The following is a 26,457-nucleotide window of genomic DNA, read 5'->3' as shown; positions in this document are numbered from 1 at the left end:
CGCGGCGCTGGTCGTGCTCGCGGACACGTTGTACAAGTACAGCAAGGGCCAGGCGTCGCTATGGGACGTGGGACTGGCCGCACTGGACTGCATACCCGGAGGCAAGGGTCTCACCTCCCTCGGCGCGATCGCCAAGGGTATGAAGGGGATGAGCAAGGCTGTGCGGGGCGGCATGAAGACCCTGCGGTCCGGGGCCAAGGATCTTCTTGCGAAAGCCAAGCCCTACAAGGGCCGGTGCCGCGGCGGGGACCCGATCGACATGGTGTCCGGCGAGATGCTCATGGAGCATGTGGACCTGGAACTCGGCGGGCTTTTGCCGCTGGTCGTCCGGCGTACCCACGTCTCCACCTACCGCTGGGGGCTCTGCTTCGGGACGAGTTGGGCCTCGACGCTGGACCAGCGGCTGGAGATCGACGAGCAGGGGGTGGTGTTCGCCTCCGAGGACGGCATGCTCCTGGCCTATCCGGTTCCCTCGCCCGGCACCGCGACTCTGCCCCTGGAGGGGCCTCGGCGGCCTCTGGAGTGGGGCGGGGACGACGGAGGCATGATCACCGTCCACGACGACGAGACCGGACGGACGCACCACTTCGCTCCCGGTACACGGCGTGACGGTGACGCTTCCGCCTACACCCTGCCCCTCACCGCGGTCACCGACCGCAACGGGCATCGCATCGACTTCCTCTACGACGAGGCGGGCGACCTCGCCGAAATACGCCACTCCGGCGGATACCGGGTGGCCGTCAGTACCGCGCAGGGCCGGGTCACCTCCCTGAGCGTCCTCAGCTCGCCGGAAGACGGATACGGCACCGATCCCCACTCCCAGTGGACGGTCGTGCGCCGCTACGGCTACGACACCGAAGGGCATCTCCGCACCGTCTCGGACGCCCAGGGGCGGGAGTACCGGCTCACCTACGACGCCGAGTCCCGCATCACCAGCTGGACCGATCGCAACGGCGGCTGGTACCGCTACACCTACAACGAGCGGCACCGCGTCACGGCCGGCACGGGAGCGGACGGCTTCCTGGACTGCTCCCTCACCTACGACGATGCGGCGCGCGTCAACACGTACCGCAACTCCCTCGGCCGGGCCACCGCCTACCGGTTCGACGAGCGCCTGCAACTCGTCCAGGTCACTGATCCACTGGGAGCCTCGACCCGCCGGGTGTGGGACGAGCACGGACGTCTGGTCTCCTGGACCGATCCGCTGGGCCGCACCACCCGGCAGCTCTTCGACGCGGCCGGTCGTCTGACCGAAGTGGTCAGGCCCGACCTCAGCTCGATCCGCGCCGAGTACGACGAGACAGGCCGCACTCGCCGGCTCACGGACCCTGACGGGTCGTTCTGGAGCTACACCTACGACGAGCGGGGCAACCGCCTGTCCGTCACCGACCCCTCCGGCGCGACCACCCGTTACGGCTACGACGCTCTGGGGCGGCCCGTCTCGGTCACCGACGCGCTCGGACACACCCGGCACATCCAGACCGACGCGGCCGGTCTGCCACTGTCCTTCACCGACCCGGAGGGCCGCACGACCAGGGCGCGGCGCGACTCCTTCGGACGTGTGACCGCGGTGACCGACGCCGCCGGTGCCACCGACCGGTTCGGCTGGACCGTCGAAGGGCTGGCCGCCTGGCGCTCCTTCCCCGACGGCGCCACGGAGGCCTGGAGCTGGGACGGCGAAGGCAACCTCTCCTCCCACACGGCTCGCAACGGCTCGGTCACCACGTACGAGTTCACTCACTTCCACCAGCCGGCCTCCCGCACCACTGCGGACGGCCGCCGCTACACCTTCGCCTACGACACCGAGCTGAACCTGACCGGTGTCAACGGCGCGGACGGTCGTACCTGGGAGTACGCCTACGACGAGGCCAACCGCCTGATCCGTGAGATGGACTTCAACGGACGCACGCTCACGTACACCCACGACGCTGCCGCGCAGCGCACGTCGTGGACCAACGGCGCCGGGCAGACCACGGAGGTGACCGTGGACCTGCTCGGCCGACCACGCGAGTACCGCACTGCGGACGACGTAACCACCTACGAGTACGACAGCGCCGGCTCACTGCTCCGCGCAGCCAACGGCGACACGACAGTCGAACGTACCTACGACCCGGCAGGCCGTACCCTGACCGAGACGGTCAACGGCCGGACCACCACCTACGCCTACGACGCCCTCGGCCGCCGCACCAGTCGGCGCACTCCCTCTGGCATCACCTCGACCTGGACGTACGAGTCGACGGGCCGTCCCCAGACCCTGAGCGGCTCCGGCAGCGACCTGCGCTTCGACTACGACACCGCACATCGCGAAATCCGCAGGAGCCTCGGCACGGCGGCGGTACTCCACCAGAGCTGGGACGACTCCGGCCGGCTGGCCGAGCAGTCGGTGGCCGCCGCGGGCCGCGGCAGCGGCGAAGCGGGCGGCGGGATCCTCCAGCACCGCACCTACGAGTACGGCGTCGACGGAGCGCTCAGCGAGATCGACGAGCTCCTGGGCGAAAGCCGCCGGTTCGACACGGACCCCGTCGGACGGCTGACCGCGGTCCGGACCGCCGACCGCGAGGAGAAGTACGGATACGACCGCGCGGGCAACCTCGTCACCACTTCCACCCACGCCGGCGGCGAGGACTCGCGCCCCCACGAGTTCGACGGCACCAGACTCCACCGTGCCGGGCGCACCACCTACACGCACGACGGCCAGGGACGCCTGATCCGCAGGACCGTCCGCCTCCTCAGCGGTGGACGTCGCACCTCCCACTACGAGTGGAACGCGGAGGACCGCCTGGTCCGGACGGTCACCGCGGACGGATCCGAGTGGCGCTACACCTACGATCCGGACGGTCGACGGGTCGGCAAACAGCGCGTCGGCACCGGTGGTGACGTGCTGGAGGAAGCCACGTTCAACTGGGACGGAACACGCCTCGCCGAGCAGATCGACACCGACGGCACCGTCACCACCTGGGACTACGCGCCGGGTTCCTACCGGCCCGTCGCCCAGACAGTGACCGGGGGCCGGGAACGGCCGGCGGCGGACGGCACCGCGGGCGACCAGGCCGGCACCGACGCCCGCTTCTACGCCATCGTCACCGATCTCATAGGTACGCCGACCGAACTCGTCTCGTCGGACGGCAGAATCGTCTGGCACCGCAGATTCACAGCCTGGGGCGGGCCGAACGGCGCACCGTCCTCTGCCGCGGAAACCGATTGCCCCCTGCGCTTCCCCGGACAGTACGCGGACGCGGAGACCGGCTGGAACTACAACTACTTCCGCTACTACGACCCGGAGACCGCGCGCTACATCAGCGCCGATCCGTTGGGCCTGGCCCCGGACCCGAACGACTACGCCTACGTGGCCAACCCGCTCCTCCTCCTCGACCCGTTGGGCCTCATCCGCGTCCGCGGCGGAGGCGGACGGTGGGAAAGGGATCCGAACTCCCCCGTACAGAGTTACAACCGCGACACCGAGTATCCGGGAAGCTATCGCCAGTCCACCCATGACGCCATGGCCGCCAACTGGACCGACGAGGGCCTCGCCCAGGGCGGCACACCGATGCGGCCCACCGGACAGCTCGATTCCCAGGGTCGCCAGATCATGGAACGCATCCCCCGGTCCGAGCTGACCTGGCGCAATTCGGCGGGCGAGATCATCCCGTCCCACCAGCTCACGTACGAGCACCTGACACCGGTGGTCGATCACTGGAACGAGACGGGCTACCGTTCCGACCGGGCAACCCGGAACGACTTCTACAACCGCTCTGACAACATGGAACCCATGACGAGAAGCGAGAACTCTCGTGGCGGTGCGCTCATGGACGCCACCTACCGCCAGGATGTCGACCCCACCCTCTACTCGTGCAGCTAGGGCCCCGTCCCGAGCACAGGAGCCACCTCATGAACCCTGGATCCGTCCTGTCTGCCCTGCCCGGCGCCGCTTCCGTTTCCGGTCTGGCTTCCGCGTGGCGGTGGTCGCCGAACCCGATGTTCACGTTCACCGCCGCGCTCTCCACCGACGGTCGGCACAACCTGCAGGTCAACGTGCGCGGCCCCTACGACGAGGGCCTCGTCACGGCACTGCTCACCCACGCGCGCGCCCATGACGGCACGTTCGTGGGGCAGGGGCGGCCCCTGGTGGCCGTCGGCGATTTCCACCACGAGGGGACGCCATTCGACACGGTGGGGGTGGCGGCACCCGAGGTCCACGGCTACCACGCCACGGAGAACCCCGAACTGTCCGCCGTCACCTACGCCGTCTTTCCCGCCTACGCCAGTGAGATCTCCGGCCGGGAGAACGAGGAGGAGGCCTGGGGCAGGTTCCGTAAAATGCTCCAGCCGAACAAGCTCGACCGCACCGAGGTGCCGTTCGTCAAGATGCGCTACGACAACACCCGCACCCAGAGCATGAGCAAGGGCGATGCCCGCGGCTTCGCGCCCCTGGACACTCTCGTGCGGGAACTGGGGCTGCTCGACGGCGCTCCCGGCGGCTTCGTCGAGTGGGAGAACCGGCACGGCGTCGTCTGGCGGGCGGACAGCAACAGCGACGGCCTCGAGCTGGCACACGACGGCGCGCGGGAAACGGTGGACACCGGCCAACTGCAGGCTACGGCCCGCACCAGCGTCCAGTGAGCCCTGTCCCGTGCCCGTTGCCCACAGAGCCTGCGTAGATGCGCAAGGTGAGTCCGATTTGCATCACATGCTACTCATATCCTATCTGTTGGATCTTGTGAAAGTCACTGAAACGCGCCCCTGAGCCCATAGAGTCCCAGGTCAGACAGTCTGCTCCCCGCACCCGCGGGGATGGTCCCTTCGTCCTACGGCCTTGATCATCAGCCTGTGCCGCTCCTCGCACCCGCGGGGATGGCTTGGCGGGCGTACAGGTCGAGGCGTTCGAGCGGCATTACTGCGCGTGCCGGTGGCGATCGTCCCTGCGCGGTGGCCGACTTGGACGGCGTTCCCCTCGCACGCGTGGGACGCCGTCGCGACCGGCCTAATAGGTGAGCGTGATCCGGGTTTCCGGCTTGCTGATGGTGTGGCCTGGGGCGTCCCCGGTGTCGGAGGGCGTGATGGTCAGGCGTGGTACTGCCAGGCGGGCGGCGCCCCATGCGTCGATGTGGGCGACGAGGTCCCGGGCCAGTTCTTCGCCGCGGGGCCCGTATGCGGTCGCGCCGAGTCGAAACGGGCGTTGCGGGTCGGCGTCTTCGCGGGCGACGGTCAGGTAGGCGAGGGAGGCGTCGTCGATCAGGGCGGGGGTGCGGGCCGGTGTGGCGGGCCTGCGGATCAGGGCCTGCTCCATGGCCTCGGGGGTGGCTTCGAGGCGGCATACGCGGTCGTCGTGGGCGGTGGCGCGCAGCCAGACTCCGTCGAAGGACTCCTCGCCGCCGATCCGCTGGGCGGACAGCACCTCGCGGGCGGGGTTGTCCGCCTGCAGGGTGTGGGTGAGGACGTCAGGGGCGATGGTCTGGTCCTGGTCGTAGTGGAGGCGGAGGGTGTCGGCGGTGTTGAGGGGGGCTGTCTTCTCGCCGTTCTGGCCGATGATCGGGACGAAGCCGCACAGTTCCATGCCGTCGGAGACGAGTTGGTTCCCGTGGCGGGTCAGGGCGACGGAGCGGGTCTGGCCGCGCCAGCGCAGGGGCAGTACGAGGCGGCCGCCGTCTGCGAGCTGGTCCCACCAGGTGGCGGGGATGTCCCAGACGCCGACGGTGGCGATGATCCGGTCGTACGGTGCGTGTTCGTGGGCGCCGAGCAGGCCGTTGCGCTCGATGACCGTGACGTGCTCGTAGCCGGCCGTGTTGAGGGTGGTCCGGGCGTGCAGGGCGACGTCGGGGTCGATGTCGACGGTGGTGACCCTGCCGTCGACATCGACCCCGACGAGTTCGGCCAGGAGGGCGGCGTTGTAGCCGGTGCCGGCGCCGATCTCGAGGACGTTGTCGCCGGGGCGGGCGGCGAGTTGGCCGAGCATCATCGCGACGACGGACGGCACCGACGCGCAGGACAGGGGGAGTGGCTGGCCGGGGTTGTCCTTGAGGGTGACGGCCTGGTCCGTGTACGCGTTCGCGAGCTGGATGCCCGGCAGGAAGGTGTCCCGGGGCACGGTGCGCATGGCTTGTTCGACGTCGGAGGGCAGGTCGCGTGCGCTGAGGATGTCGTCGACGAGCCGGTTGCGGAGCTGGTCGGCCGTGGGGGTCTGGCTCACTGTGGTTTCGCTTTCAGTTGAGGAGGAGGCATGTCTCCCACCCTGCGGTGACGGGGTGGGAGGTGGTGAGGGTGTGTGCGGTGAGGAGGATGCCTGGGGTGCCGGTGAGGAGCCCGGTGTCCTTGGTTGTCCCGTGCCGTGTCGCATCGGGCTTCAGGTGTGTGTGCAGGGCCGGCAGTGCGGTGGTGAGGTGGGGGAGGGCGGCGTCGGAGGCGGTTTGGGTGGCGGCCAGGAGGAGGCCGGACCAGCCGTGGCAGAGCGATGCGTCGGTGATCTGGCCGGTCTGGCGGGTGTCGGTGAGGGTCTGGAGCGTGGTGTGTTCGGCGAGGCGGCGGGCCGCGTTGTCGCGGAGGGCGAGCGCGGCGAGTTGCAGGGCGCGGGCGATGCCGGGGGTGCCGTAGCACCAGGAGGGGCGGCCGGGCGCGGCTCCGGGCCGGGGTCCTTTGCGGTAGGCGTCCAGGGGCAGGAGTTCGGGCCAGCCGGTGCTGCCGTTGTCGAAGGGCTGCGCCCATGCGGTGAGGTGGGCGATGCCTTCGGCCAGGGCGTCGTCGTGTCCGTCGACGGTGCGGCCGGCGCGGCGGGCGAGGGCGAGGAGGGCGAGCGGGCCGGTGACGCCGTGCGCGATCCCGAAGTTCGCGTGGCCGTGTGCGAACCGTCCGGTGCCGGCGGCGTCGCGCGGGTCGGTCGCCGCCCACCAGCCGGGGACCCGGTGGCCGTCGACGGTGAGGGGCTCGGTGACCAGCCGTACCAGGTAGCGCAGTACGCGCTTGAGGACGTCGTCGTGGCCGCGGTGGAGGAGGTACGCGCCGAGTCCGGTGAGGCCACTGATCAGGTCGTACTCCCGCAGGCGCGGCGGACGGCCGCTGTCCATGCGGTGGTGCGCGGCGCCCAGGCGGTCGGCGGCGATCGCGGCCGTCTCGGCGTCGAGCGCGGCGAGAGAGCGGGCGTAGGCCCGGTGTCCCGCGGTGTGCAGGACGTAGGCGACCGCGGGCGCGCCCCGGTAGAGGTTGGCGTGTGCGGGGTGAGCGGTGACGGGGCGGGAAGTGATGGCCCTCGCGGCGGCGTGGGCCGCCGTCCAGTCGCCCTGCTCGCGGGCGATCACCATCGCGTACAGGGCGTTTCCGGCGAGGCCGCCGCCGAGGTCGTCGTGGTCGTCGTGGCTCATGCGGTCTTCCTCATCACCAGGGACCGGCAGGCCTGGCGTGCGGCGTGGCGGGAGGCGGCTTCGCTGTCCCGGTCGGGTCCGATCAGCCGGTTGTGGTGCATGTGGAGGAGGGATTCGAGGGCCTGCTCCAGGCGGCTCGCGTCGGTGTGCGACCGGTAGGCGCCGAGTGCGGCCCGTCGTCGGGCGACGGCGTGGGCGAGGCGGGGCGTCGCGTGCAGGAGGGGGCCGGTGCCGACCTGGCCGACGGTCTGCCGGGTGGCCTCGGGGCGGGGCTTGCCGGGCGCCGGAGTACGGGCCGTCCAGGCGCGGCCCTCATGCGTGCCGAGGAAACCCTCGGCCAGGTCGATCATGTTCAGGGCGCAGACCGTTTCCCTCTCCAGGCCTGGAATGTCGGTGAGAGCGTAGCGAGCGACGAGGCTGTCGGCGACGAACACTTCCTCGGCCGCCTCCATGGCGGATCCGGTGCCGTAGCGGCCGGTCTCGGGCCGGTAGCCGTCCAGGACGAGCCGGGAGGCGAGCCGGTCTTCGGCGAGGCGCTTCGTCCAGTCGGAGAGGGCGCGCAGGGTGGCCTCGAGGCTGCCCGGTCCGCCGGTGGGCACGCGGATGCGGAGGTGGTCGGTCTCCTGCAGGGACCTGTAGCGCACGAACCACGCCTGGGAGGTCCCGAGCGTGTCGAGCAGGCGGGGCAGTCGCAGCGTCAGGATCTCGTCGATGGCGGTGGGGTGGGTGAACACCTTCGCCTGGGTCCACCGCTGTCCGGGGTCTCCGGGGTGGGCGAGGTCGCGGTTGGTCACCACGGGGGCGCGGGTCAGGTCCGGGTGCGGTGCCTGCGGGCGGGTCGTGGTGAGCGGGACGGTGAACTCGTGGGCGTGGCCCAGCCAGCCGAGTTCGTCGTCGTGCACGGCCTCGGTGAGCACCGCGTGCGGGTGGCGGCGAAGGTGCTGGTGGATGAGGCGTGCGTGGAGGGGTTCGGTGCGGTCCAGGAGCATGGTGCGGTCGTCGTCCAGCAGGTGCAGCCGGGCGGGGCATCGCCAGGTGGCCGCCCACGCGTCCAGTGCCGCGTGCCAGGCCGTACCGTACGGACCCGGCGGCAGGTCCGCGGCGGACAGTCTCCACCGTGCCGGGGCCAGCACGGTACGGCGATGACGGACCCGCGGCAGGCAGGGGAGCGCGGCGGCGACCGGTCCCCAGTCGAACGCGGTCCACGCCGTCGCGAAGCCACGCCCCAGCTGGGCCAGGAACCGGACCAGGGCAGGGGCCTGCTTCTCCAGCGCGAGAGGGTGCAGGACATGCGGCTCGACGATGCGACGCCGGGACGTGCTGACCAGGTGCAGCTGCTCGCCGGTGGAGAGCACGGCGAGGTCGTCGACGTCGATGACACCGTTCGTCGCCGCACGGGTCTCGCCCACGGGGATGACGTGGGGCAGCAGGGCCGGAATGCGGGAGACGTTCTGGGCGTGCGGGAAGTCGGGCACGAAGGAGAGCTGCGCGGGCAGGGCTCCTCGGGTCATGGTGGGCAGTGTCCGGTACAGGTCCGACAGCCGGCGTCCCAGCAGGGAGGCGAAGCGGCCGGACAGGACGCCGGCCGTCCACGCCGGCCGCACGTCGAGAGTGAAGTCCCCGCTGCTCACGGCTTTTTCGCTGACGGCTCGGATCCGGAAACCGACCTCCACGTGCGGCGCCGACGGTCTCTCCGGTCCGCCGCCGGCGAGAGCGTCGACGTCCCGCTCCGTGAGGACGATCTCGCGGTCGCCGGTCACGGCCGCCCGCATGGCCCGCGCCGCCAGCTGTTCGTCACGCGGGAGCACCCTGGGTGGAACCTCGCTCCACACCGACATCGGGTAGTCGGCGGGGAATCCGAGTCCCGCGGCGAGGTCGGCGGCTTCACGGACCGGGACCAGGACCCCAGCGCCGTAGTGCTCCCAAAAGTGCGTCTGGTAGGCGGCCCACGCGGGTGATTCCCCCTGGGCGCGGGTCAGGCGTACGAGCGTGTGCGCGGCACGTTCCACCTCGTCCAGGACCTGGTGCGGCACGGAGACCTGGGCATCGAGGCACAGGTCGAGGCTGATCCTGCTTTGGCAGTCCGCCGGCTGGAGCTCCCGCATGCCCTTGTCGGCCAGGTCGCGCAGCCCGGGAGCCGCCCCGGGACCAGTCCGGTTGTGCAGGGCGAGGGCCTGCCCCGTTTCCTCCAGGCGGTCGATGATCCGGACCGTGTCCGGCTCGAGCGTGTCCACGTACGGCCGCAGGGTGCTCACGATGTGCCGGGCGGGGTCCTCGACCGTCATGTCGGCGGCGAGGTCGCTGGTCAGATACCCGTCCTCCAGAGCCTGCCCGAGCAGCCGGACGGCCTGCTCGGAAGTGCCGCCCGCCCCCGCCAGCGCCTCAAGGAGGCGGCGGCCCGGGGCCGGTGCGGCCGCCGCCTCCAGGAGGACGGCCAGGGGGCGGGTCACCGGCGCGCTCGCCAGGCGTCCGCCCGGCCGGGGTGTGCAGACGGTGTCGCCGCGCCGGAAGGACAGGGTGCTGACCTGGACGGTCAGGTGCGGAAGCACGTCGGCGCGACGCTGCAGCGCGCGGCGTACGTGGTCCACCCACAGGGTGTCGGGGCGTGCCACGGCCCGGTGGCCGGTGCCGAGGTCCGCGGACACGGGCCCGATGTCGGCGAGGGCCACACCGGCGAAGAGACCGAACGGTGTCGCCCGGGACGAGGCCCGCAAGAGGTAGGCGGCGACGGACAGGGTCGCGCTGCGGACCCGCTTCAACGGGACCGCGTCGCCGCCCAGGATCCTCTCGACGAAGCCGGCCAGCCGCGGCGACGCCGCGCGCAGCGGAACGACGAAGGAGTCGTCGGACCACACGCGGGCGAGCCACTCGCAGCAGCCGTCGAGCGACTCGACGTCGGGCCAGTCGTCCGGGCGGGCCCGCACCGGGACAGCGGCGGCACGCAGGACCAGGACGTCGCCGTGCCTGCGGAAGGTGGGACGAGTCATCGTCAGTGACTCCTCGGTGAGTGGTGCGGCGGTGCGGGAGGCGCGGGAGGTCGCCCGCACCGCCGCAGGGGAGTGCGGGTCAGCTGGACGCGCAGGACGAGGCGCAGGTCTTGGCGCAGCCGTCACCGGTGCCGCACGCCTCGACGATCGGGACCGGAGCCCGGGTGACGGTGGTGTCCAGCTCCCACTCCTCGGCAGGCAGTGGCTCGGCAACGGCTGTGGTCGGCTGAGGAGGCTGGTAGGTCGGGATCGACACGGGTGCTCCTTGGTCGTCGGTCCGCCCCGGGACGGGGCGGGGGATCTCAGGACCCCAGGTGCGGGCTGCCGTGCCTGGCGGGTGCAGCCCGCACCTGGGGCACTGCTCGGTATGGGGAGAGTGGCGCCGGGCCCGTGGCCGACCACCTGTTGTCCGGGCAGGTCGAGCAGGATCAGGAGCGGTGCGGACATGGCCGGCCGTGCATCGGCCCGGTGACCGGCGGCATCACTGCCGCTGACCGGCGGGTACGCGAAGGCTGCACCAGGTCGCCGCGCCGTGCTCGCTGGTGCCCCAGGTGCCACCGCTCTGCTCGGCCAGGACTTCGACGAGTCCGAGCCCTCGCCCCGTCTCGGCCTCGTCGTCGGCCTTCCGGCGTTTCGCTCGCCCCGGCATGCCGTCGGTGACGGTGATACGGAGGTATCCGTCGTGGACGGTGAGATTCAGCGTGATCTCCGTCGCCCCGCTGTGCAGCAAGGCATTCGTCAGCAGTTCGGAGGAGATGAGCAGGACGTCGCCGGTCATCGCGTCGAGCCCGCGATGCTTGAGTCTGGCGGCGGCGATCCGGCGGAGGACGCCCACCCGCGCCGCGTCCTGCGGGCGGGGCATGCCGTCACTGCGAGGGCCGGCCACCGCGATTCGCTCGTTCATCACTTCCACCGCGGCGGGCGGGGCTGTGCCACGAGTCCGTACCGCGGTCGTCGCCGTGGCAGTTCTGGGAGGCCTGGGGAGACTCCTTGATCCAGGAATGTGCACGTCCGGCTCCTTTCAGTGAGGGCCGCAGCTGTACGGACAAGCCGTGTTGGAGGAACCGCTGGAGACAGCGGATGCGCGGGAGCGGTGGGGGCGGCCGGGGGCGAGGTCGGGCCACGTGAGGCCGTAGAAGGCCAGGCGCTCGTTGTCGTCGAGGCACGTGGCCGGAGGACGGTCCCCCCACTCGACCGCGTAGGAACAACTCGGGATGCGCTGCCACGTGACGCGCGCACGGGAAGCCGTTGAGGGCCGCCAGGACCTGACGCACGGCCAGCGCGCCGGCGAGGTCGCCGGCGCCGAACCAGCCTCCGCGCCTGCTACCGCCCACCGGCACGGCGAGCAGCGGTATGCGGAACACGCGGACGGCGATGCTCCGCGACAGGAGTCCGGCATCCACCCGGCACCGGAAGTAGTCGAAGTCGTAGGCCTTGGCCGGGGGCATGACGGTGACGTCGGGCTCCGCCTGTGACGGCATTGGCTCAGGCACGACGTCGGCCCCTCTCGCCGGACTGCAACAGCTCCAGCAGATCCTGAGCGGCGAGGGCGAGACCGAGAGCGAGGCGGCGGAGGCGACGACCGGGCAGTGCCGTACCGTCCATACGCGTCGGCTGCCCCAGAGGGTCGTGCGCCGGCGCGACAAGGTACACCCCGCGACCCGGTTCGCCGGACTGCTTCCCGGCCACGGCGTGCACCGGGACCGGGCGGTGGCCCTGTACCCGACCGGCCCCGAGGAACCGCTCGGCGAGGGCCGGCACGTCGTCCTCAGCCGGTGCGGCTCTGTCGCCGAGAACCGCGACGACGACGTCGAAGGCCCCGTCGACCGGCAGGCCGGGCCGGAGCAGTACGACGATGCGCTGGAGGTCTTCCCTGCGCCGAGCCCGGCGCGGAACGAGCGGAGAGGACGGCGAGGGCAGGAACGTCGGCTGGAGGAAGGGCAGGGACGTCGGCTGGGGAGAGGGCGGAGCCTTCTCGACGGTCGCGGCAGGAGCCATGAGACGGGTTCCTTCGAGGGGCAGGTCGGCGAACGGACTACGGCGTCGCGGCGCCGACCGGGGCGACTGTGCTCGGACGTGCTGGTCCGGCGAAATCCGGGTGATCATCGTTCCCCCGGGGCACGTGACCTCGCCATGGCCGGAAGCATGGTTCCTGCGGCTCTTACGGATGACACTCGTGGCGTCGGGATAGCTTTGAAGTGGCTTCTGCACGAGGTGTATTGCCGCTTGGAGGGAAGCCGGAGTCTCCTTCGGGCGAAGGGATCCATCCGCAGGCCGTGAGGCGCGGTGCCGCAGACTTGGGGGGCGGATTGAGAAGCGCACCGAGGACCCTGCTCGCCAAGCTGTGCGACCGGGACAACCTCACCTACCGCCGGTTCGACAAGAAGTTCAACGAGACCGGCGTCCGCCTCTTCGGGAACAGCACCAACAACCCGACCTGCGGCGAGACGCAGTTCCGGCGCTGGACCGGCGGCAAACTCACCGGGTTGCCCGGGCCGGAGACCTGCCACGTCCTGGAGACCATGTGGCCCGGGTACACGGCAGCGCAGCTTTTCGCGGCGCCACCGGCGGACGATCCCCAGGTACCCGCGTTCGACCTGGAAGAGCGAGTTCAGATGACCGCACGTGAAGCCCACGACGGCGCCGACGCGACCGCCGCGGCGTCCATCTCCGACAACACCATCGACGAACTCCGCGATCAGGTGGTGAGCCTCGCCCGGCGGTACCACGGCCTGTCGGCCGCAGACGCCTACGAAGCGGCCGACACTCTGCGCCGTGACATCGAACGGCACCGGGACCGTACGCAGGTTCCGTTCCAGCAGCAGACCCTGATGATCCTCAACGGTCAGACGGCCGCACTCCTCGCGGTCGCCGCATTCGACCTGGGGTACTTCCCCAGCGCCCGCACCCTCGCCAGGGCGACGGCCGTCTACGCCGAGAGCACGCGCTTCGCGCCCCTGCAGGCCTACGCCGACGGAACCCTGGCCTACATCGCCTACCACTCGGGAGAGCCTGGGGAGGCCCTGTCGAAGGCCCGGCGAGCACTGTCGTACGGCGGTCTCGGCGACGTCGCCCAACGGCGCCTGAACGCCATCGCTGCCCGCGCGTACGCCCACCTCGGCGATGTCACGTCCGCACGTCGCACGATCCGGCTGTCGGAGGACCGGGGCGAGGAGGCGCGTGACGAGCTGCACGACGAGGTGGGTGGCGAGTTCGGCTTCTCCGAGGAGCGGCTGGCCATGTCGAACAGCACGACGGCTCTGCTCATGGGGGACGCGGAGCAGGCCGAGACGGAGGCCGGCCGTGCCATCGCCCTCCTCGGGCAGCGGGCGCGGGGCGAACGGTCCACCCACGTCCTGGCGGGCGCGGCCGCCGACCTGGCGTACGCCCGCCTGCTGTCCGACAACGTGGAGGGCGCCGCCGAGGCGCTGGCGCCGATCTGGGAGGTGCCGGCCGAGCAGCGCAAGACGGGCGTCGTCGTCCGGACGGCCCGCATCGGGAGGCACCTGTCACGGCCGCGCTACCACGGCTCGCAACTCCCCTCGCAGCTGCGGGAACAGGTCGAGGAGTTCACCCGGGTCTCCCCGCCGTACCGACTCGGCCCGTCCGTGGCCCTTCTGGCGATCGGGTTCTGATTACAGGAACTCCCGGGATGGGACCGGAACCGCCGGAACCGCCGGAACCACGGGGGCGGACCGGACCACGGTGACTCACAGGGAGGCGAGGATCCGTGTCTCCTTCTGCGCAGCGATCCCGTGCTCCGCCCGTCGCGGGTGGTCCACGGGACGCCCGTTCCCCTCCCACCATGTCCAGGTGTCCCGCACCGTGTCCGCGATCGGCCGGCAGCGAAGGCCCGCCTCGACCGCCCGTCGGGCGTCGACCGACCAGACGCCGGCGTGGGTGCGCCACAAGGGCATCTCGGTCCACTGCTTCACACGGTGCTCCGCCAGCACGGTCGGGTCCGCCCAGACGGGCGTCCCGTCGCCCCCGGTGACCCGCAGACACTCGGTGAGGAAACCGCCGAACGAGATCCCGTCGGGATGAGCCACGTTGAAGGCTCCGCGGCCCGTGCCGGCTGCCTGCTGCACGGCGAAGCCGGCGACGTCCCGGACGTCCACCGGCTGGATCCGCTGCTCCGCGGGTGCGGGCGCGAGCATGCGGCCACCGCGCTTCGCGCGCTCCAGCCACCAGGGCAGCCTGCCCACGTACTCGCCGGGCCCCAGAATGACGCCGGGCCGCAGGAGGACCGCTTCGTCACCGAAGGCTTCGACCACGGCCCGCTCCCCGCCGGCCTTCTGGAAGCCGTACTTCGTGGGGCTGCCGTCCTCCCCGGTGTACCCGAACGACTGGTCGGCGTCGGCCGGGCACCGCAGCAGGGGGGAGTCCTCCGTCAGCGGTTCGTGCGGCCAGCGCTCGTAGACGGAGACGGTGGACAGGTGCACCCAGCGGCGTGCGGCTCCGGCCAGCGCGGTGGCGGCGCGACGGACGTCGCGAGGCGGCAGCTCGGAGCTGGACGTGTCGACGACGGCGTCCCAGGGGCCACGCTGCGCGAGCTTGTACAGATCCTCCTGGACCGTACGGTCACCGTGCACCGCCTCCACACCGGGTACGTCCACGCCGGACCGACCGCGGTTGAAGGTGGTGACGTCCCACCCCCTTGCCAAGGCGGTTTCCGCAATCGCCTTGCCCAGGAACCACGTTCCACCCATGACGAGAATCCTCATGCCCCGATCCTGCCCTGCCCACGGGGCGGGCGACAGACCGGGCTGCGCAACCGGCGGGCGCCGCGCGTGCTGGGGGCATGCATGTCAGAGGCGGCTGCGATGCTGCGTGTGTGACCTTTTGGAGCCTGCTCGACATCGACAGAGCCCTGCGTGCCAGTTGGGCTGCCGACACATGTTCACCCGACGACCGCGACCGGGCCGAGTGGCAGCCCGGCAACCCCGCCTGGGGCCACTGCGACATCACGGCGTTGATCGTCAACGACATCTTCGGCGGCGATCGCGTGGTCGGCGAGGTGTACCTCAACGGTGCTCAGCGCAACTTCCACTGGTGGAACCGGCTGCCCAATGGCATCGAGCTCGACCTGACGCGCGAACAGTTCCGCCTCGGACAAACCGTCACGGCCGCCCGTGTCGTCGAACGCCCGCCCGGCCCGCTGCCCCGTCGCTATGAGGAGTACCTCCTGCTCCGCGAGCGCATGGCCGAACACCTCGGCCCGCTTCCGGAGCCTGCGTGAGGGAGAGCCATGCGGCAGTCGGAATCCGCCGGAGCTGTGGTCGACCAACTCTGCGTACGTTCGGACCGATACCGCGGGGTGCCCTATTTGCCGGAATCTTCGAAAGTCACTGAAAACACGCCTCTGCGGCCATAAACTCGCAGGTCAAACAGTCTGCTCCCCGCACCCGCGGGGATGGTCCGACCGACACCGAGCCCGGCAGCGGCGACGGCATCTGCTCCCCGCACCCGCGGGGATGGTCCCGGAGCGTCGACGTGGACGAGCGTAGAGACCCCCTGCTCCCCGCACCCGCGGGGATGGTCCCGTGAGGCCGCCCATGACGAGGCCGATGATGGCCTGCTCCCCGCACCCGCGGGGATGGTCCCACCCCACAGTCCCCGTACTGCTCGGTGGTCGTCTGCTCCCCGCACCCGCGGGGATGGTCCCGGGTCCGTGACCATCGCGGAGAACGGCGTCAGCTGCTCCCCGCACTCGCGGGGACTGACCCCTGCGGAGATCGGCTTCAGGGTCGCTGGGTCAGTTCACCGGAGCTTCTCGCGCGTCTGCGCGCCGCCGGTTGGCGGCGCGCAGACGGGTGGGGTGTGCTCGGTGCGGGGGCGGTCAGGCCCAGCAGCCGTTGACGGTGGCGGCGAGGCCGTCCATGGCGTCCTTGATGTCCGTCGGGTCGGCCGTCGAGTTGTTCTCGATGAAGGAGAAGATCCGCCAGTCGCCGTCCTCGGTCTTCGTGACACCGCTGAGGGCGATGGCACCGGTGAGGGTGCCGGTCTTGGCCTGGACCTTGCCGACGGCGCACTCGGAGTTGGGGTCGTCGAAGCGGCCCCACTCCGGGCCGAGGCTCGCCCCGGCCTCGCCGGCGACCGGCAGGCCCTCCAGGATCGAGCTGAGGGCGGGGGACTCGGTGATCGAGTCGAGGAGCTGCGCGAGGGTGGCGGCCGGGATGCGGTCGTCGCGGGAGAGGCCGCTGCCGTCGTGCATCTCGAAGTTGTCGAGGGAGATCCCGTACGAGCTGAGGACCTGGCGGACGAGCGCGGTGCCGCTCTCGAAGGTGCCGGGCTTGCCCAGTTCGACGGCGGACATCCGCAGCAGGGTCTCGGCGATGTTGTTGTCGCTCGTCTTGAGCATCGTCTTGACGATCTCCGACAGCGGCGCCGACTTGTGCTGCGCCACCGGGACGTCGGAGTCCTTCGTCGTCGCGCGGCTGACCTCGCCGTCGACGGTGATGCCCTGCTCGGCGAGCTTCTCGGCGAAGACCTTGCCGGCGTCGATCGACGTGTCGTCGACGGCGGCGCCGTCCACGACGAGTGAGCGGACCGGCGTGATCTCGGTGGGGTAGTAGCCCTCGTTCCAGCCCTGGGCGAGGCTCGGGTCGGCGAACAGGCTGTCGTCGATGCGGACCTGGACGTCGGACCGGCCCGCGGCCTTGAGGCCGTCGGCGGCGGTCTTGGCCATCTCGGCGAGGTCGTCGCTCGTGAGGGTGCGGTCGCCGCCGCCGACGAGGGTGAGGGTGCCCTCGCCGTACACGGCCTTCGTGGTGAACTCGTGGTTCGCGCCCAGCAGCGTCAGGGCGGTGGTCGCCGTGGCGAGCTTGGCGTTGGAGGCCGGCATCAGCGCGGTGGCGCCGTTGTGGTCCCAGAGGGCGGTGTCCGAGTCGGCGTCGAGCACCACGCCGCTGACGTCGTTGCCCAGGCGTTCGTCGGCGACGCGCTCTTCGAGGTTCTTGACCAACTGCGCGTCGTCGGCGGCGAGGTCGTCGACCGAGATGCCCTGGGCCTGGGTGCCGGTGTTGTCGGCGGCGAACGCGGACGTGCCGGCCAGGGTGGCGGAGGCCACGGGCACGGCCATCGCGAGTACGAGGGCCCGGCGCCCGCCGATGCGGCTCACTCTTGCCTTGCGGTGCCGACGGCGTCCGCCCGGGGTGAAGGTGTTCGTGGGGGTTTCGTCTGGCGTACCAGTCATAAAGCCAAATCCAAGGATCGGGTACTTGTTTCTGTGGGGGTGGAACAGGGTGGAACATCGGGCACGTTATCAGCCGTCATATGAACGACTTGACCGGACAATGGGGGTTTGTGAACGTCTTGCGACGCTTCATGAACATCCGGTGACAGAAGTGCTCCGAACCGCTCCTACGCCTTCTGAAGACGCGTAAACCCGGTGCCGGGTTGCGGCTGCGCTCGGGGCGGGTGTGAAATGCGGGAACATGGCACGTCCCTTTCGTGAGGCGGCCATTCCGGCGCTTTGAGGGCACAATTCGGTGCCCTTTCGTGCGCGGGGGATGCGCGGGCGGTGTCGGACCGGGGCAACCGCGCCGGGTCGGCTCGGTTATCCGACGCCCCGCCACCGGGAGCGCAGCAGCGCGCCGCCGGCCACCGCGAGGGCCGCCACCGCGCCGGCCGCGATCACCCGCCCGAGGCCCGAACCGGTCCCGGTCACCGGTGCCGCCGCCGCGGCCGCCACCACACCGGCCCCGGCACAGGCCGCCGTCGCCTCCACCCACACGCGGGCCGTCCCGCGCCCCCGGCGCCACGGCCAGGTCTCACTCGTCATCAGGTAGGCCACCAGCAGCACCACCACCGACGCCCCCTCCCACCAGGTCGGTTCACCGAAGGCCGCGAGCACCACGACGCTCCCCGCCAGCAGGGTCGTCCGGTGGTGCTCCAGCCGGTAGGACCACCGGGCGGACCGCAGCGACGGCCGCCGGTCAAGGGCGGGCGCCGCCCACACCGCGAACGCGACCACGCAGCCGGGCACCACCGCGTCGCCCGCCGTGCTTACTGCCGACCACGGCCGCCACGCCATCACTACGGCCGCCACCGCGATCACCCGCACCGGCAGGGTGCCGACCCAGTAGCCCAGGTACTCCCGCAGCCCCACCCGTCTGTCCGGCGCCGTCGCCGTCGTCATCCCGCGCGCCCCCTCCCGCCGACCCGCCCCGACAGCAGCGGGGCCAGCGCCAGATCCAGTGACTCACCCACGGCGTGCCGCACCACCGGCACCCCGCTGTCCCGCAGCGTGAAGCGCATCGCGTCCCGCTCCGCGCGCCACAGCCGCAGCCCCAACTCGCCGGCCTCGTCCCCGTCCTCGACCTGCGGATCGCCGCTGGGGATCTCCACGACGACCGGGCGGCGGCCCCGCGACCGGAGATCCCGCAGCACGTCCAGGATGCGCGCGTCGCTGAGCGGAGTGAACACGTACACGAGCGCCCCCTCCGGCAGCGCGGGCGGCGGCACCCGTTCGAGGCCGGGTCCGTCGAACCGCCGGTCCTTGCGGACGTCGAGGACGCTCTCGACGATGCGGTAGAACGCCGCGTCCCCGGTGCCCGGCGCCAGCCAGCGGGTGGTGCCGCCGGTCGAGACGACGCCGACCCGGTCGTGGGTGCGCAGATAGGCACGGGCCAGTCCGGAGGCGGCCCGCACCGTCTCGTCCAGGGACGACACCCCGGTTGCCGGGTCGACTACGTCCCCGAACGCGTCGATCAGCATCACCGCGTCGGCGGCCCGTTCGGCCGCGAACCGGTGCAGCTGGATGCTCCCGCGCCGGGTCGTCGACGGCCAGTGGATGCGCCGCTGCCGCTCCCCGGGCACCCAGGGCGCCACCCCGATGACCTCGACCCCCTCGCCGGTCTGCGGCGAGGCGTGCTCGCCGAGCCGCTGTGGCAGCCGCGCCGGGATCGGCGTGAAGCGGGCCCCGGTCGCCCGCGGGAACACCGACACCTCGGCCGCCTCGACCCGCACGGTGCGGCGCACGGTGCCCCCGGCGTCGTACACGTCGAGATCCACCGGGCCCAGCGACCAGCGTCCCCAGTGCAGCGCGGTGTGGCGCAGCGTCACCGACGCGGAGCCGACGACCACCTCGTCGAGACCGAGGCCCGGGCCGAGGGTGACGCCGGGGTCGAGGCGGACGGCGTCCCCGTCGTGGGCCACCGCGATGCGCAGGGTGACGGTGTCGCCCTCGAAGCAGCGGGCCGGCTCGACGGTCGCCGACGTCTCGATCCGACGGGCGTACGCGCGCGGCAGGGCGAGCGCCAGCAGTACCAGCGGCGCCGCCGCGAGCGCGAACAGCCACGCATGGCCGGTCACCAGTGCGGCGGACAGCGCGATCGCGGCGACGGCCAGCAGCCGCAGCGTCCGCTCGCCGGGGCGCGGCCCGTCGGGCGGCGGGGAGGGCGGCTGGGCGGGGGAGGTGCGTCCCTCCAGGGCGCGTACCACCGCGGGGGCCGGCTGCCGCGGCCCGGGGGCGGCGGTGGCGGGTCGCGGGGGAGTGGCGGGTGGCACGGGAGTCCCGGGTGGTGCCGGGGCGCCGGCCGCCCGCGTGGGCCCGGGGGCGGGTGCGGACTCGGGTGCGGTCACGACGGTACGGGGGCGGTGCGCCGCGTCGTCGGTGTACCGACACCGTCGACGATCTCGCGCAGCACGTCGTCCGTGGACATCTCTCGCACCCACAACTCCGGCCGCAGCGACACCCGGTGGGCCAGTGCCGGCACGGCGAGGCTCTTGACGTCCTCCGGGACGACGTAGTCGCGGCCGTCCAGCACGGCGCGGGCGCGGGCCAGTTGGACCAGGGCGAGTCCGCCGCGCGGCGAGGCGCCGATGCTGATCTGCGGGTGCTCGCGGGTCGCGCCGACCAGGGCGACGGCGTACTCCAGCAGGTCGTCGTCGATCTCCACGCGCTCCACGACGGACCGCCACGCCACGACGTCCTCCGGTCCCGCGAGCCGTTCGAGTGCGGCCTCGGGCGCCGCCCGGTCGACCCGCGCCCGCAGCATCGCCAGCTCCTCCGGCGCGGTCAAGTAACCCATCCGCACTCGCAGTTGGAACCGGTCGAGCTGGGCCTCGGGCAGCGAGTACGTGCCCTCGTACTCCACCGGGTTGGCGGTGGCTATCACCAGGAACGGGTCGGCGAGCGGGCGGGTCTCGCCGTCCACGGTCACCTGGGACTCGGCCATCGCCTCGAGCAGCGCGGCCTGCGTCTTGGGCGGCGTCCGGTTGATCTCGTCGGCGAGCAGGAGGTGCGTGAAGACCGGGCCGGGGTGGAACACCATCTCGCCGGTGCGCTGGTCGTACAGCGGCGTTCCGGTGACGTCCGACGGCAGCAGGTCGGGCGTGAACTGGATCCGGCGGAAGTCCAGTCCGAGTGTCGTCGCGAAGGACCGCGCGAGCAGCGTCTTGCCGAGGCCCGGGAGGTCCTCGACCAGCACGTGCCCGCGGGCCAGCACACCCAGCATCACCAGCTCGAGGGCGTCCGGCTTGCCGACCACGGCACGGCCGATCTCGCGCAGTACTGCACGGGCCTGCTCGCCGACCTGTTCCGCGGTGCGCGGCCGGGGCGTGGGGTGGTCAGTCGTCACGTCGCTGTGTCCTTACCAGTACGAGGGTCACCAGTACGAGAGTTGTCAGTGCGAGGGTCGCCGGTACCGGGGTCGCCGGTACGGGGGCCGCGGGGTGCGTTGAGCGTTTCCAGGCGGTCGACCAGGCGGCGCAGCGCGTCGACGGGGACCTCCCCGTCCGGCCCGGTGTGCGGGGTCTCGAAACCGAGCCACGGCCACAGGTCCGGGCCGATCAACTCGGCGGCCCGCTCCGGCTGCTGGTCGAGCGAGACGTGGTGGTGCTCGGCGAGCGCGGCGGCGTACAGGCGGCGCAGTTCGGGGCGGAGCACCGCGCGGTAGTAGAGGGCGCCGTCGGAGCCCGTGGCGGTCCGCAGGTTCCGGCGCCACTCGCCCATGCCCGGTACGCGGGTCCGCAGCAGCCACACCTCGTGCCGGTGCCCGAAGTCGAGGGCGCCGGCCCCGGCGGCGTACCGGGCGACGAGCAGCGCGGCGGCGACGAGGAGGGCCACGAGGGCGCCGGCCGCCGCCCAACCGTCGAGGAGGAGGACGAGCAGCACGCCGGACCCGGCGACCGCGCCGCACAGCCACGCCAGCCGCCCCAGACTGAGCATGCGGTCCTCGCGTACCCCCGTCGCCGTCGTCCCGTCCGCGGCGCGGGTCACCGTCCGGCCTCCGGCTCCCGGCCGCCCGCCGCCGCGCGGTCCCGCAGCAGCGACGCGATCTCCTCCAGGGCGTCCGCGGCGGTCTCCCGGTGCGAGGCGTCCATCGGGTGCGAGGAGTACCGGGCCTCGCGGAACAGCGCGGCCAGCCGCGGCGCGGCCCGGCCCGGCGCGAGACCCGCCTCGGCGGTGCGGGTCAGCAGGTCGGCGGGGCTGTCGGAGGCGTGCCGCGGCACGCCGGACGCGACGAGGGCGTCCTCCATGGCGGCGTAGCAGGCGATGACGGCGGCACGGGCGTCGGCGCCGGTGTCGGCGAGGGCCCGGCGGCCCGACCGCACCGCGGACAGGAGCAGGCGCGCGTCCTCGTCCTCCGGCACCGCTCCCGCCGGGCCGGGGAGCTGCGGCATCCTCAGCCCGAACCGCCGCAGCCGCCGTACGACGGCCAGCACGACGAGGACGAGGACGAGCGCGGCCAGCAGGCCGAGTACGAGGTGCAGCGGCACGGAGAACCCCGAGTCCCCCGTGTCCTGCGGCGGCACGGTTTCGGCGGAGGCCGACGGGCTGGGTACCACCGTCGGGACGGCGGGCTGCGGGACCGAGATCGTGCTGTCGCGCGTGAACCCGTGCAGGACCAGGGTCAGGACCCCGACCGCGCCCGCCGCGGCGAGCAGCAGCGGGCCGGCGGCCTCGCGCAGCCGCTCCTCGACCGGCGGCAGCGACATGCGGTCCGCGCCGAATCGGGGCCTCAGGCGCTGCACGACCAGCATGGTCCCGAACGTCCAGGCGACGGCCGCCGCGATGGTCACGATGCCCAAGCGGCCGAGCGGCCCCTTGCCGGAGTGCAGCAGCGCCTCCGCGGGCCGCAGCGCCAGCGCGGCGACGGCCAGCAGCCCGACCACTCCGGCCGCGACCACCGCCCCCGACACCGGCCGGTGCCCCGGCAGTTCAGGGTGCCCCGGCTGTTCCGGGTGCTCCGGCCGTTCCATGTGGCCGGGTCGTTCCGTATGTTCCGCCGGCGGCCCCGCGTGCCCAGGCCGCCGCCCGGACGATGACTGTCCCCCTGGCCCCGTCCGTTCCCCGTGTCTCATGCAGTCCCCCGCTGGACGCGTCTCCCCCGAACGCCTGTTCACTGCCATCTTGGCACATGCCGCACCGGTCAATCCCGGGACAACGCCCGCGCGATCGACGTGATCGTGCCGGGCCCCACCCGGCAGCAGCCGCCGATCAGCCGGGCGCCCCGCTCCCGCCAGTCCCGCACCCGGTCGACCGGGAACGACGAACGCCCCCGCCAGGCACGGCTCCCCGCGTCCCACGCCTCTCCGCTGTTGGGATACGCCACGACGGGCTTGCCGGTGACCCGGGCGGCCGTGGCGACCGCGTCGGACACGTCGGCGGGGGAGCAGCAGTTGACGCCGACCGCGACCACCTCGTCCGCGTCGGCGGCCACGGCGAAGGCCTCCGCCAACGGCTGCCCCGCGCGGGTGCGACCGCCCGCGACGGTGTACGACAGCCAGGCGGGCACGCCCAGTCCGCGCACCGCCCGCAGCAGCGCCACCGCTTCCTCGGTGTCCGGAACCGTCTCCAGCGCCAGGACGTCGGGCCGCGCGGCGGCCAGCACCTCCAGGCGCGGCCGGTGGAAGCGCTCCAGCTCACCCGCGTCGAGTCCGTAGCGGCCCCGGTACTCCGAGCCGTCGGCCAGCATCGCCCCGTACGGGCCCGCGGACGCCGCCACCCACAGGGCGCGGTCCGGTCGGCGCGCCTGTGCCCGGCGGGCGGCCTCGCGGGCCGACTCCACACTGAGCGCCAGGAGTTCGGCGGCCCGCTCCCGTCCCACGCCGCGCCGGGCGAAGCCCTCGAAGGTGGCCTGGTAGCTCGCGGTGATCGCCACGTCCGCGCCCGCCTCGAAGTAGGCGAGGTGGGCCGCCGTGATCGCTCCGGGATCCTCGGCCAGCAGCCGCGCCGACCACAGCTCGTCCCCCAAGTCGTGCCCGGCTGCCTCCAGCTGGTTGGACATACCGCCGTCGAGCACGAGCGGTCCGGCGGCGAGGGCGGCGGCGAAGTCGCTGGTCATGACCGCAGGCTACGGCTTTCCGGGCCCGGCGCACCCGCCTTGTCCCCCGTGCGAGCTACAGCCAGGTGTCCACCGTGAGGTGACGATCTCAGGCCGCCCGGTCCGTAGCGTCCATGGCAGCCCGCGGCACCCGAGTCCCGGGCCCGACAGAGGAGTTCACGTGAGATTCGTGTGGCAGTTCCTGGCCGTACTGGCGGCCTACGCCGTTGGTGGTCTCACCATGCAGGCGGTACAGGACAACGACTGGCTCTCGCTGGTCGTCGGTCTCACGGCGGCCGCGCTGATCGTGTTCGTGTACGCCTGGGTGGTGCGGCGGACCGAGCGGCGTCAGGCCCTGGACGTTGCTCCGAAGGGCGCCGTTTCCAAGGTCGGCTGGGGAACCCTGATCGGCTTCGGCATGTTCGCGGCCGTCATGACGAACCTCTTCGCCGCCGGGTACTACGAGGTCGACGGCCTGGGCTCGGTGCAGGGCGCGATCGGGCTCGTCGGCTTCATGGCCGGCGCCGCCGCGACCGAGGAGGTCGTGTACCGGGGTGTCATCTTCCGGATCGTCGAGGAGCACATCGGCACGTACCTCGCGCTGCTCCTGAGCGGCATCGTGTTCGGCCTCTCGCACCTGCTGAACGAGGACGCGACCCTGTGGGGTGCCGTCGCCATCGCCGTCGAGGCCGGGTTCATGCTCGCCGCCGCGTACGCCGCCACCCGCAACCTGTGGCTGACGATCGGCGTGCACTTCGGCTGGAACTTCGCCGCGGCCGGCGTCTTCAGCGTCGTGGTCTCCGGCAACGGCGACAACAAGGGACTGCTGGACGCCACCATGTCGGGCCCCGAGCTGCTCACCGGCGGCGACTTCGGGCCGGAGGGCAGCGTGTACTCGGTGGGCTTCGGGATGCTGCTGACGCTGGTGTTCCTGTGGCTGGCCCACCGGCGGGGCAACATCGTCCCGTTCGGCGCCCGGCGGGCGGCCCGCGCGGCCGCCGCGGCCAACTCGACCGCTACACTGCCCCGATGATCGACAGCCGACGGGCCCTGGGACTGTGGCGCCGGCTCGACGTCACGGTCCGGGACCTCCCGCTCGGGCTGCTCTTCCTCGTCGCGTCGCTGCTGCCCTCGTTGCAGGGCCACGGGACGGAGTTCGGCGGCCTGCCGACCCGGCCCGCCGACGCGCTGGCCGGCGTCGCCGCCGTGCTCCAGTGTGTCCCGATCGCCGTGCGCCGCCGGTGGCCGCTGGTGTGCCTCGCGCTGGTGTCGGCCGGCTTCGCCCTCGACCAGATCCGCGGCTACCACCTCTTCGCCGGCACCATGCTGCCCATCGCCCTGCTGAGCGCCGGTATGCACCTGGAGCGTCACCGGCGCGCCACCGTGATCGGCGGCACGGTGGCGTTCGCGGCCCTGTCGGCCGAGATGTACCGGCGCGGTCCGGGCGAAGCGGTCATCGAGTTCGTGGCGTTCTACCTGACGCTGGCCCTGGTGTGGGGCATCGGCGCCTGGATGCGCTCCGCCCGCGCCGCGGAGGCCGACCGCCGGCGCCGGGTCGCCGAGGACGCCCGCAACGCCGAACGCGCCCGTATCGCCCGTGAGTTGCACGACGTGGTGACCCACCACGTGACGGCGATGGTCGTGCAGTCCGAGGCGGCCCGGTACCTGACCGCCGCGCCCGAGCGGCTCGACGAGACACTGGCGGGCGTCAGCGACACCGGCCGCCGCGCCATCACCGACCTGCGGCACCTGCTCGACCTGCTCAACCCGGACCACGGCACCGCCGAGCCCAGGACGCCGCCCGTCGGCCGGGTGCTCACGCTCGTCGAGCAGACGCGCCGGGCCGGGCAGCCCGTGGAGTTCACCGAGGAGGGCACCCCGGCCGCCTCGACCGGCAGTTCCGACCTCGTGGCCTACCGCGTGGTGCAGGAGGCGCTGACCAACGCGCTCAAGTACGACCACGGCGGCAACACCTCGGTCCTGGTGCGCCACGGCGAAAGGGAGATCACGGTGGAAGTGGGCACGGACGGCTCGGGCACGGGGGCGGCGTCCCCCGGCGGCAGCGGACGGGGACTGGCCGGACTCAAGGAGCGGGTCGACGTCCTGGGCGGCCAGTTCAGCGCGGGCCGCCGGGACGGGGGCGGCTTCGTCGTCCGGGCGCGGATACCCGGGGGGAGCGTCGCATGAGCGCGCCGGTCCGGGTCCTGATCGTCGACGACCAGGTGATGATCCGCGCCGGTCTCGCGACGATCGTCGACGCCCAGCCCGACCTGGAGGTGGCCGGCCAGTGCGGGGACGGGCAGGCCGCGGTGGACCTGGCCGGCGAGGTGAAGCCCGACGTCGTGGTGATGGACGTGCGCATGCCCGTGCTCGACGGCATCGCGGCCACCCGGATCCTGGCCGGGGAGGGCGTGGCCCACCCCGTCAAGGTGCTCGTGGTGACGACGTTCAACCTCGACGAGTACGTGTACGAGGCGCTGCGCGCGGGCGCGAGCGGCTTCCTGCTCAAGGACGCGCCGCCGGACCGGCTGCTGCACGGCATCCGCACCGTGGCCATGGGCCAGGCCCTGCTCGACCCCGACGTGACGCGCCGCCTGGTCGGCCGGTACGCCGCGCGGATCCGGCCCGCCGAGGGCGCGGCGCGGGAGATCCCGCTGACACCCCGCGAGACGGAGGTCCTGCGCCTCATCGCGGAGGGCCTGTCCAACGGCGAGATCGCCGCGGAACTGGTGATCAGCCCGGAGACCGTCAAGACCTTCGTCTCCCGCATCCTGACCAAGCTCGACCTGCGCGACCGCGTGCAGGCGGTCGTCTACGCCTACCGCCACGGGTTGGTGACCTGACGCG

At 72.3% G+C, this 26,457-nt stretch carries 22 protein-coding genes and 1 CRISPR repeat array; of the genes, 7 read left to right on the top strand and 15 right to left on the bottom strand.

From position 1 onward, the window contains the following. Positions 1-3,859 (top strand): RHS repeat-associated core domain-containing protein (locus tag IG94_RS0112725; RefSeq protein ID WP_031034772.1); only part of this gene is annotated, 3,859 nt, incomplete at its 5' end. A 29-nt stretch (positions 3,860-3,888) separates the two neighbouring features. Continuing rightward, positions 3,889-4,620: a hypothetical protein gene (locus IG94_RS0112720; RefSeq protein ID WP_157852245.1), complete on the top strand. Its 732-nt coding sequence runs from the start codon at positions 3,889-3,891 to the stop codon at positions 4,618-4,620. A gap of 361 nt (positions 4,621-4,981) precedes the next feature. On the opposite strand, the gene fxlM is transcribed toward IG94_RS0112720, so the two are convergent. From fxlM to IG94_RS0112685, 7 genes are all read right to left on the bottom strand, one after another. Next, on the bottom strand, positions 4,982-6,187 hold the full coding sequence (fxlM, locus tag IG94_RS0112715) for a methyltransferase, FxLD system (protein ID WP_031034767.1): 1,206 nt from the start codon (positions 6,185-6,187) through the stop codon (positions 4,982-4,984). A 13-nt stretch (positions 6,188-6,200) separates the two neighbouring features. Next, complete coding sequence (locus IG94_RS0112710; RefSeq protein WP_031034765.1) at positions 6,201-7,352, bottom strand: lanthionine synthetase C family protein; 1,152 nt, start codon at positions 7,350-7,352, stop codon at positions 6,201-6,203. Beyond that, positions 7,349-10,339, bottom strand: a complete 2,991-nt coding sequence (locus IG94_RS0112705) for a lantibiotic dehydratase (RefSeq protein ID WP_063763382.1) — start codon at positions 10,337-10,339, stop codon at positions 7,349-7,351. Before IG94_RS0112705 ends, IG94_RS0112710 begins: the two co-directional genes overlap by 4 nt. 79 nt (positions 10,340-10,418) lie before the next feature. Further along, the gene (gene fxlA / locus IG94_RS41665; protein WP_195888158.1) at positions 10,419-10,595 is read right to left on the bottom strand and encodes an FxLD family lanthipeptide; all 177 of its coding nucleotides are present in this window, start codon (positions 10,593-10,595) and stop codon (positions 10,419-10,421) included. A gap of 225 nt (positions 10,596-10,820) precedes the next feature. After that, positions 10,821-11,243: an ATP-binding protein gene (locus IG94_RS0112695; protein WP_224219610.1), complete on the bottom strand. Its 423-nt coding sequence runs from the start codon at positions 11,241-11,243 to the stop codon at positions 10,821-10,823. Beyond that, positions 11,206-11,787: a DUF6302 family protein gene (locus IG94_RS43455; RefSeq protein ID WP_248783068.1), complete on the bottom strand. Its 582-nt coding sequence runs from the start codon at positions 11,785-11,787 to the stop codon at positions 11,206-11,208. The genes IG94_RS0112695 and IG94_RS43455 overlap by 38 nt, the downstream gene beginning before the upstream one ends. A 37-nt stretch (positions 11,788-11,824) precedes the next feature. Further along, positions 11,825-12,337: a hypothetical protein gene (locus tag IG94_RS0112685; RefSeq protein WP_031034756.1), complete on the bottom strand. Its 513-nt coding sequence runs from the start codon at positions 12,335-12,337 to the stop codon at positions 11,825-11,827. Between the two features lie 311 nt (positions 12,338-12,648). Between IG94_RS0112685 and IG94_RS43110 the strand changes: the two genes are divergently transcribed. Next, positions 12,649-13,974, top strand: a complete 1,326-nt coding sequence (locus tag IG94_RS43110; RefSeq protein ID WP_031034755.1) for a hypothetical protein — start codon at positions 12,649-12,651, stop codon at positions 13,972-13,974. A 75-nt stretch (positions 13,975-14,049) separates the two neighbouring features. Here IG94_RS43110 and IG94_RS0112675 read toward each other — a convergent pair whose 3' ends face one another. Next, positions 14,050-15,063, bottom strand: coding sequence for an NAD-dependent epimerase/dehydratase family protein (locus IG94_RS0112675; protein WP_031034752.1), 1,014 nt, complete (start codon positions 15,061-15,063; stop codon positions 14,050-14,052). A 77-nt stretch (positions 15,064-15,140) separates the two neighbouring features. On the opposite strand from IG94_RS0112675, the gene IG94_RS0112670 reads away from it, so the two are divergent. Then, positions 15,141-15,578 (top strand): YunG family protein, encoded by a 438-nt coding sequence (locus tag IG94_RS0112670; RefSeq protein ID WP_052410657.1) that lies wholly within the window; start codon positions 15,141-15,143, stop codon positions 15,576-15,578. A gap of 153 nt (positions 15,579-15,731) precedes the next feature. Next, positions 15,732-16,065: direct repeats of the CRISPR family, unit length 29 nt; unit sequence CTGCTCCCCGCACCCGCGGGGATGGTCCC. Positions 16,066-16,178: 113 nt separating this feature from the next. On the opposite strand, the gene dacB is transcribed toward IG94_RS0112670, so the two are convergent. The 7 genes from dacB to mmuM form a co-directional block, all read right to left on the bottom strand. Continuing rightward, positions 16,179-17,534 (bottom strand): D-alanyl-D-alanine carboxypeptidase/D-alanyl-D-alanine endopeptidase, encoded by a 1,356-nt coding sequence (gene dacB, locus IG94_RS0112665; protein WP_031034746.1) that lies wholly within the window; start codon positions 17,532-17,534, stop codon positions 16,179-16,181. A 363-nt stretch (positions 17,535-17,897) separates the two neighbouring features. After that, positions 17,898-18,479 carry a hypothetical protein gene (locus tag IG94_RS0112660; protein ID WP_031034743.1) on the bottom strand — a complete coding sequence of 194 codons (582 nt, stop codon included), beginning with the start codon at positions 18,477-18,479 and terminating at the stop codon, positions 17,898-17,900. Continuing rightward, positions 18,476-19,849, bottom strand: coding sequence for a DUF58 domain-containing protein (locus IG94_RS0112655; RefSeq protein ID WP_052410656.1), 1,374 nt, complete (start codon positions 19,847-19,849; stop codon positions 18,476-18,478). Before IG94_RS0112655 ends, IG94_RS0112660 begins: the two co-directional genes overlap by 4 nt. A gap of 71 nt (positions 19,850-19,920) precedes the next feature. Next, complete coding sequence (locus tag IG94_RS0112650) at positions 19,921-20,922, bottom strand: AAA family ATPase (RefSeq protein WP_031034739.1); 1,002 nt, start codon at positions 20,920-20,922, stop codon at positions 19,921-19,923. After that, positions 20,919-21,563, bottom strand: coding sequence for a hypothetical protein (locus IG94_RS38555; protein ID WP_052410655.1), 645 nt, complete (start codon positions 21,561-21,563; stop codon positions 20,919-20,921). Before IG94_RS38555 ends, IG94_RS0112650 begins: the two co-directional genes overlap by 4 nt. Further along, positions 21,560-22,546: a DUF4129 domain-containing protein gene (locus tag IG94_RS0112640; protein ID WP_078892279.1), complete on the bottom strand. Its 987-nt coding sequence runs from the start codon at positions 22,544-22,546 to the stop codon at positions 21,560-21,562. Before IG94_RS0112640 ends, IG94_RS38555 begins: the two co-directional genes overlap by 4 nt. 170 nt (positions 22,547-22,716) lie before the next feature. Further along, positions 22,717-23,631, bottom strand: coding sequence for a homocysteine S-methyltransferase (gene mmuM / locus IG94_RS0112635; RefSeq protein ID WP_031034731.1), 915 nt, complete (start codon positions 23,629-23,631; stop codon positions 22,717-22,719). A gap of 160 nt (positions 23,632-23,791) precedes the next feature. Between mmuM and IG94_RS0112630 the strand changes: the two genes are divergently transcribed. Genes IG94_RS0112630 through IG94_RS0112620 form a run of 3 tightly spaced genes read left to right on the top strand, consistent with a single transcriptional unit; the run spans position 23,792 to position 26,453 of the window. After that, positions 23,792-24,643, top strand: a complete 852-nt coding sequence (locus tag IG94_RS0112630) for a CPBP family intramembrane glutamic endopeptidase (protein WP_031034729.1) — start codon at positions 23,792-23,794, stop codon at positions 24,641-24,643. Continuing rightward, positions 24,640-25,797 (top strand): sensor histidine kinase, encoded by a 1,158-nt coding sequence (locus IG94_RS0112625; RefSeq protein ID WP_031034726.1) that lies wholly within the window; start codon positions 24,640-24,642, stop codon positions 25,795-25,797. Before IG94_RS0112630 ends, IG94_RS0112625 begins: the two co-directional genes overlap by 4 nt. Continuing rightward, positions 25,794-26,453 carry a response regulator gene (locus IG94_RS0112620; RefSeq protein ID WP_031034724.1) on the top strand — a complete coding sequence of 220 codons (660 nt, stop codon included), beginning with the start codon at positions 25,794-25,796 and terminating at the stop codon, positions 26,451-26,453. Before IG94_RS0112625 ends, IG94_RS0112620 begins: the two co-directional genes overlap by 4 nt. Positions 26,454-26,457: the final 4 nt, after the last annotated feature.

Source organism: Streptomyces olivaceus (genome assembly GCF_000721235.1).
Classification (GTDB): Bacteria; Actinomycetota; Actinomycetes; order Streptomycetales; family Streptomycetaceae; genus Streptomyces; species Streptomyces olivaceus.
The sequence above is the reverse complement of the archived record's forward strand: the minus strand, read 5'-3'. Positions and strand labels throughout refer to the sequence as shown.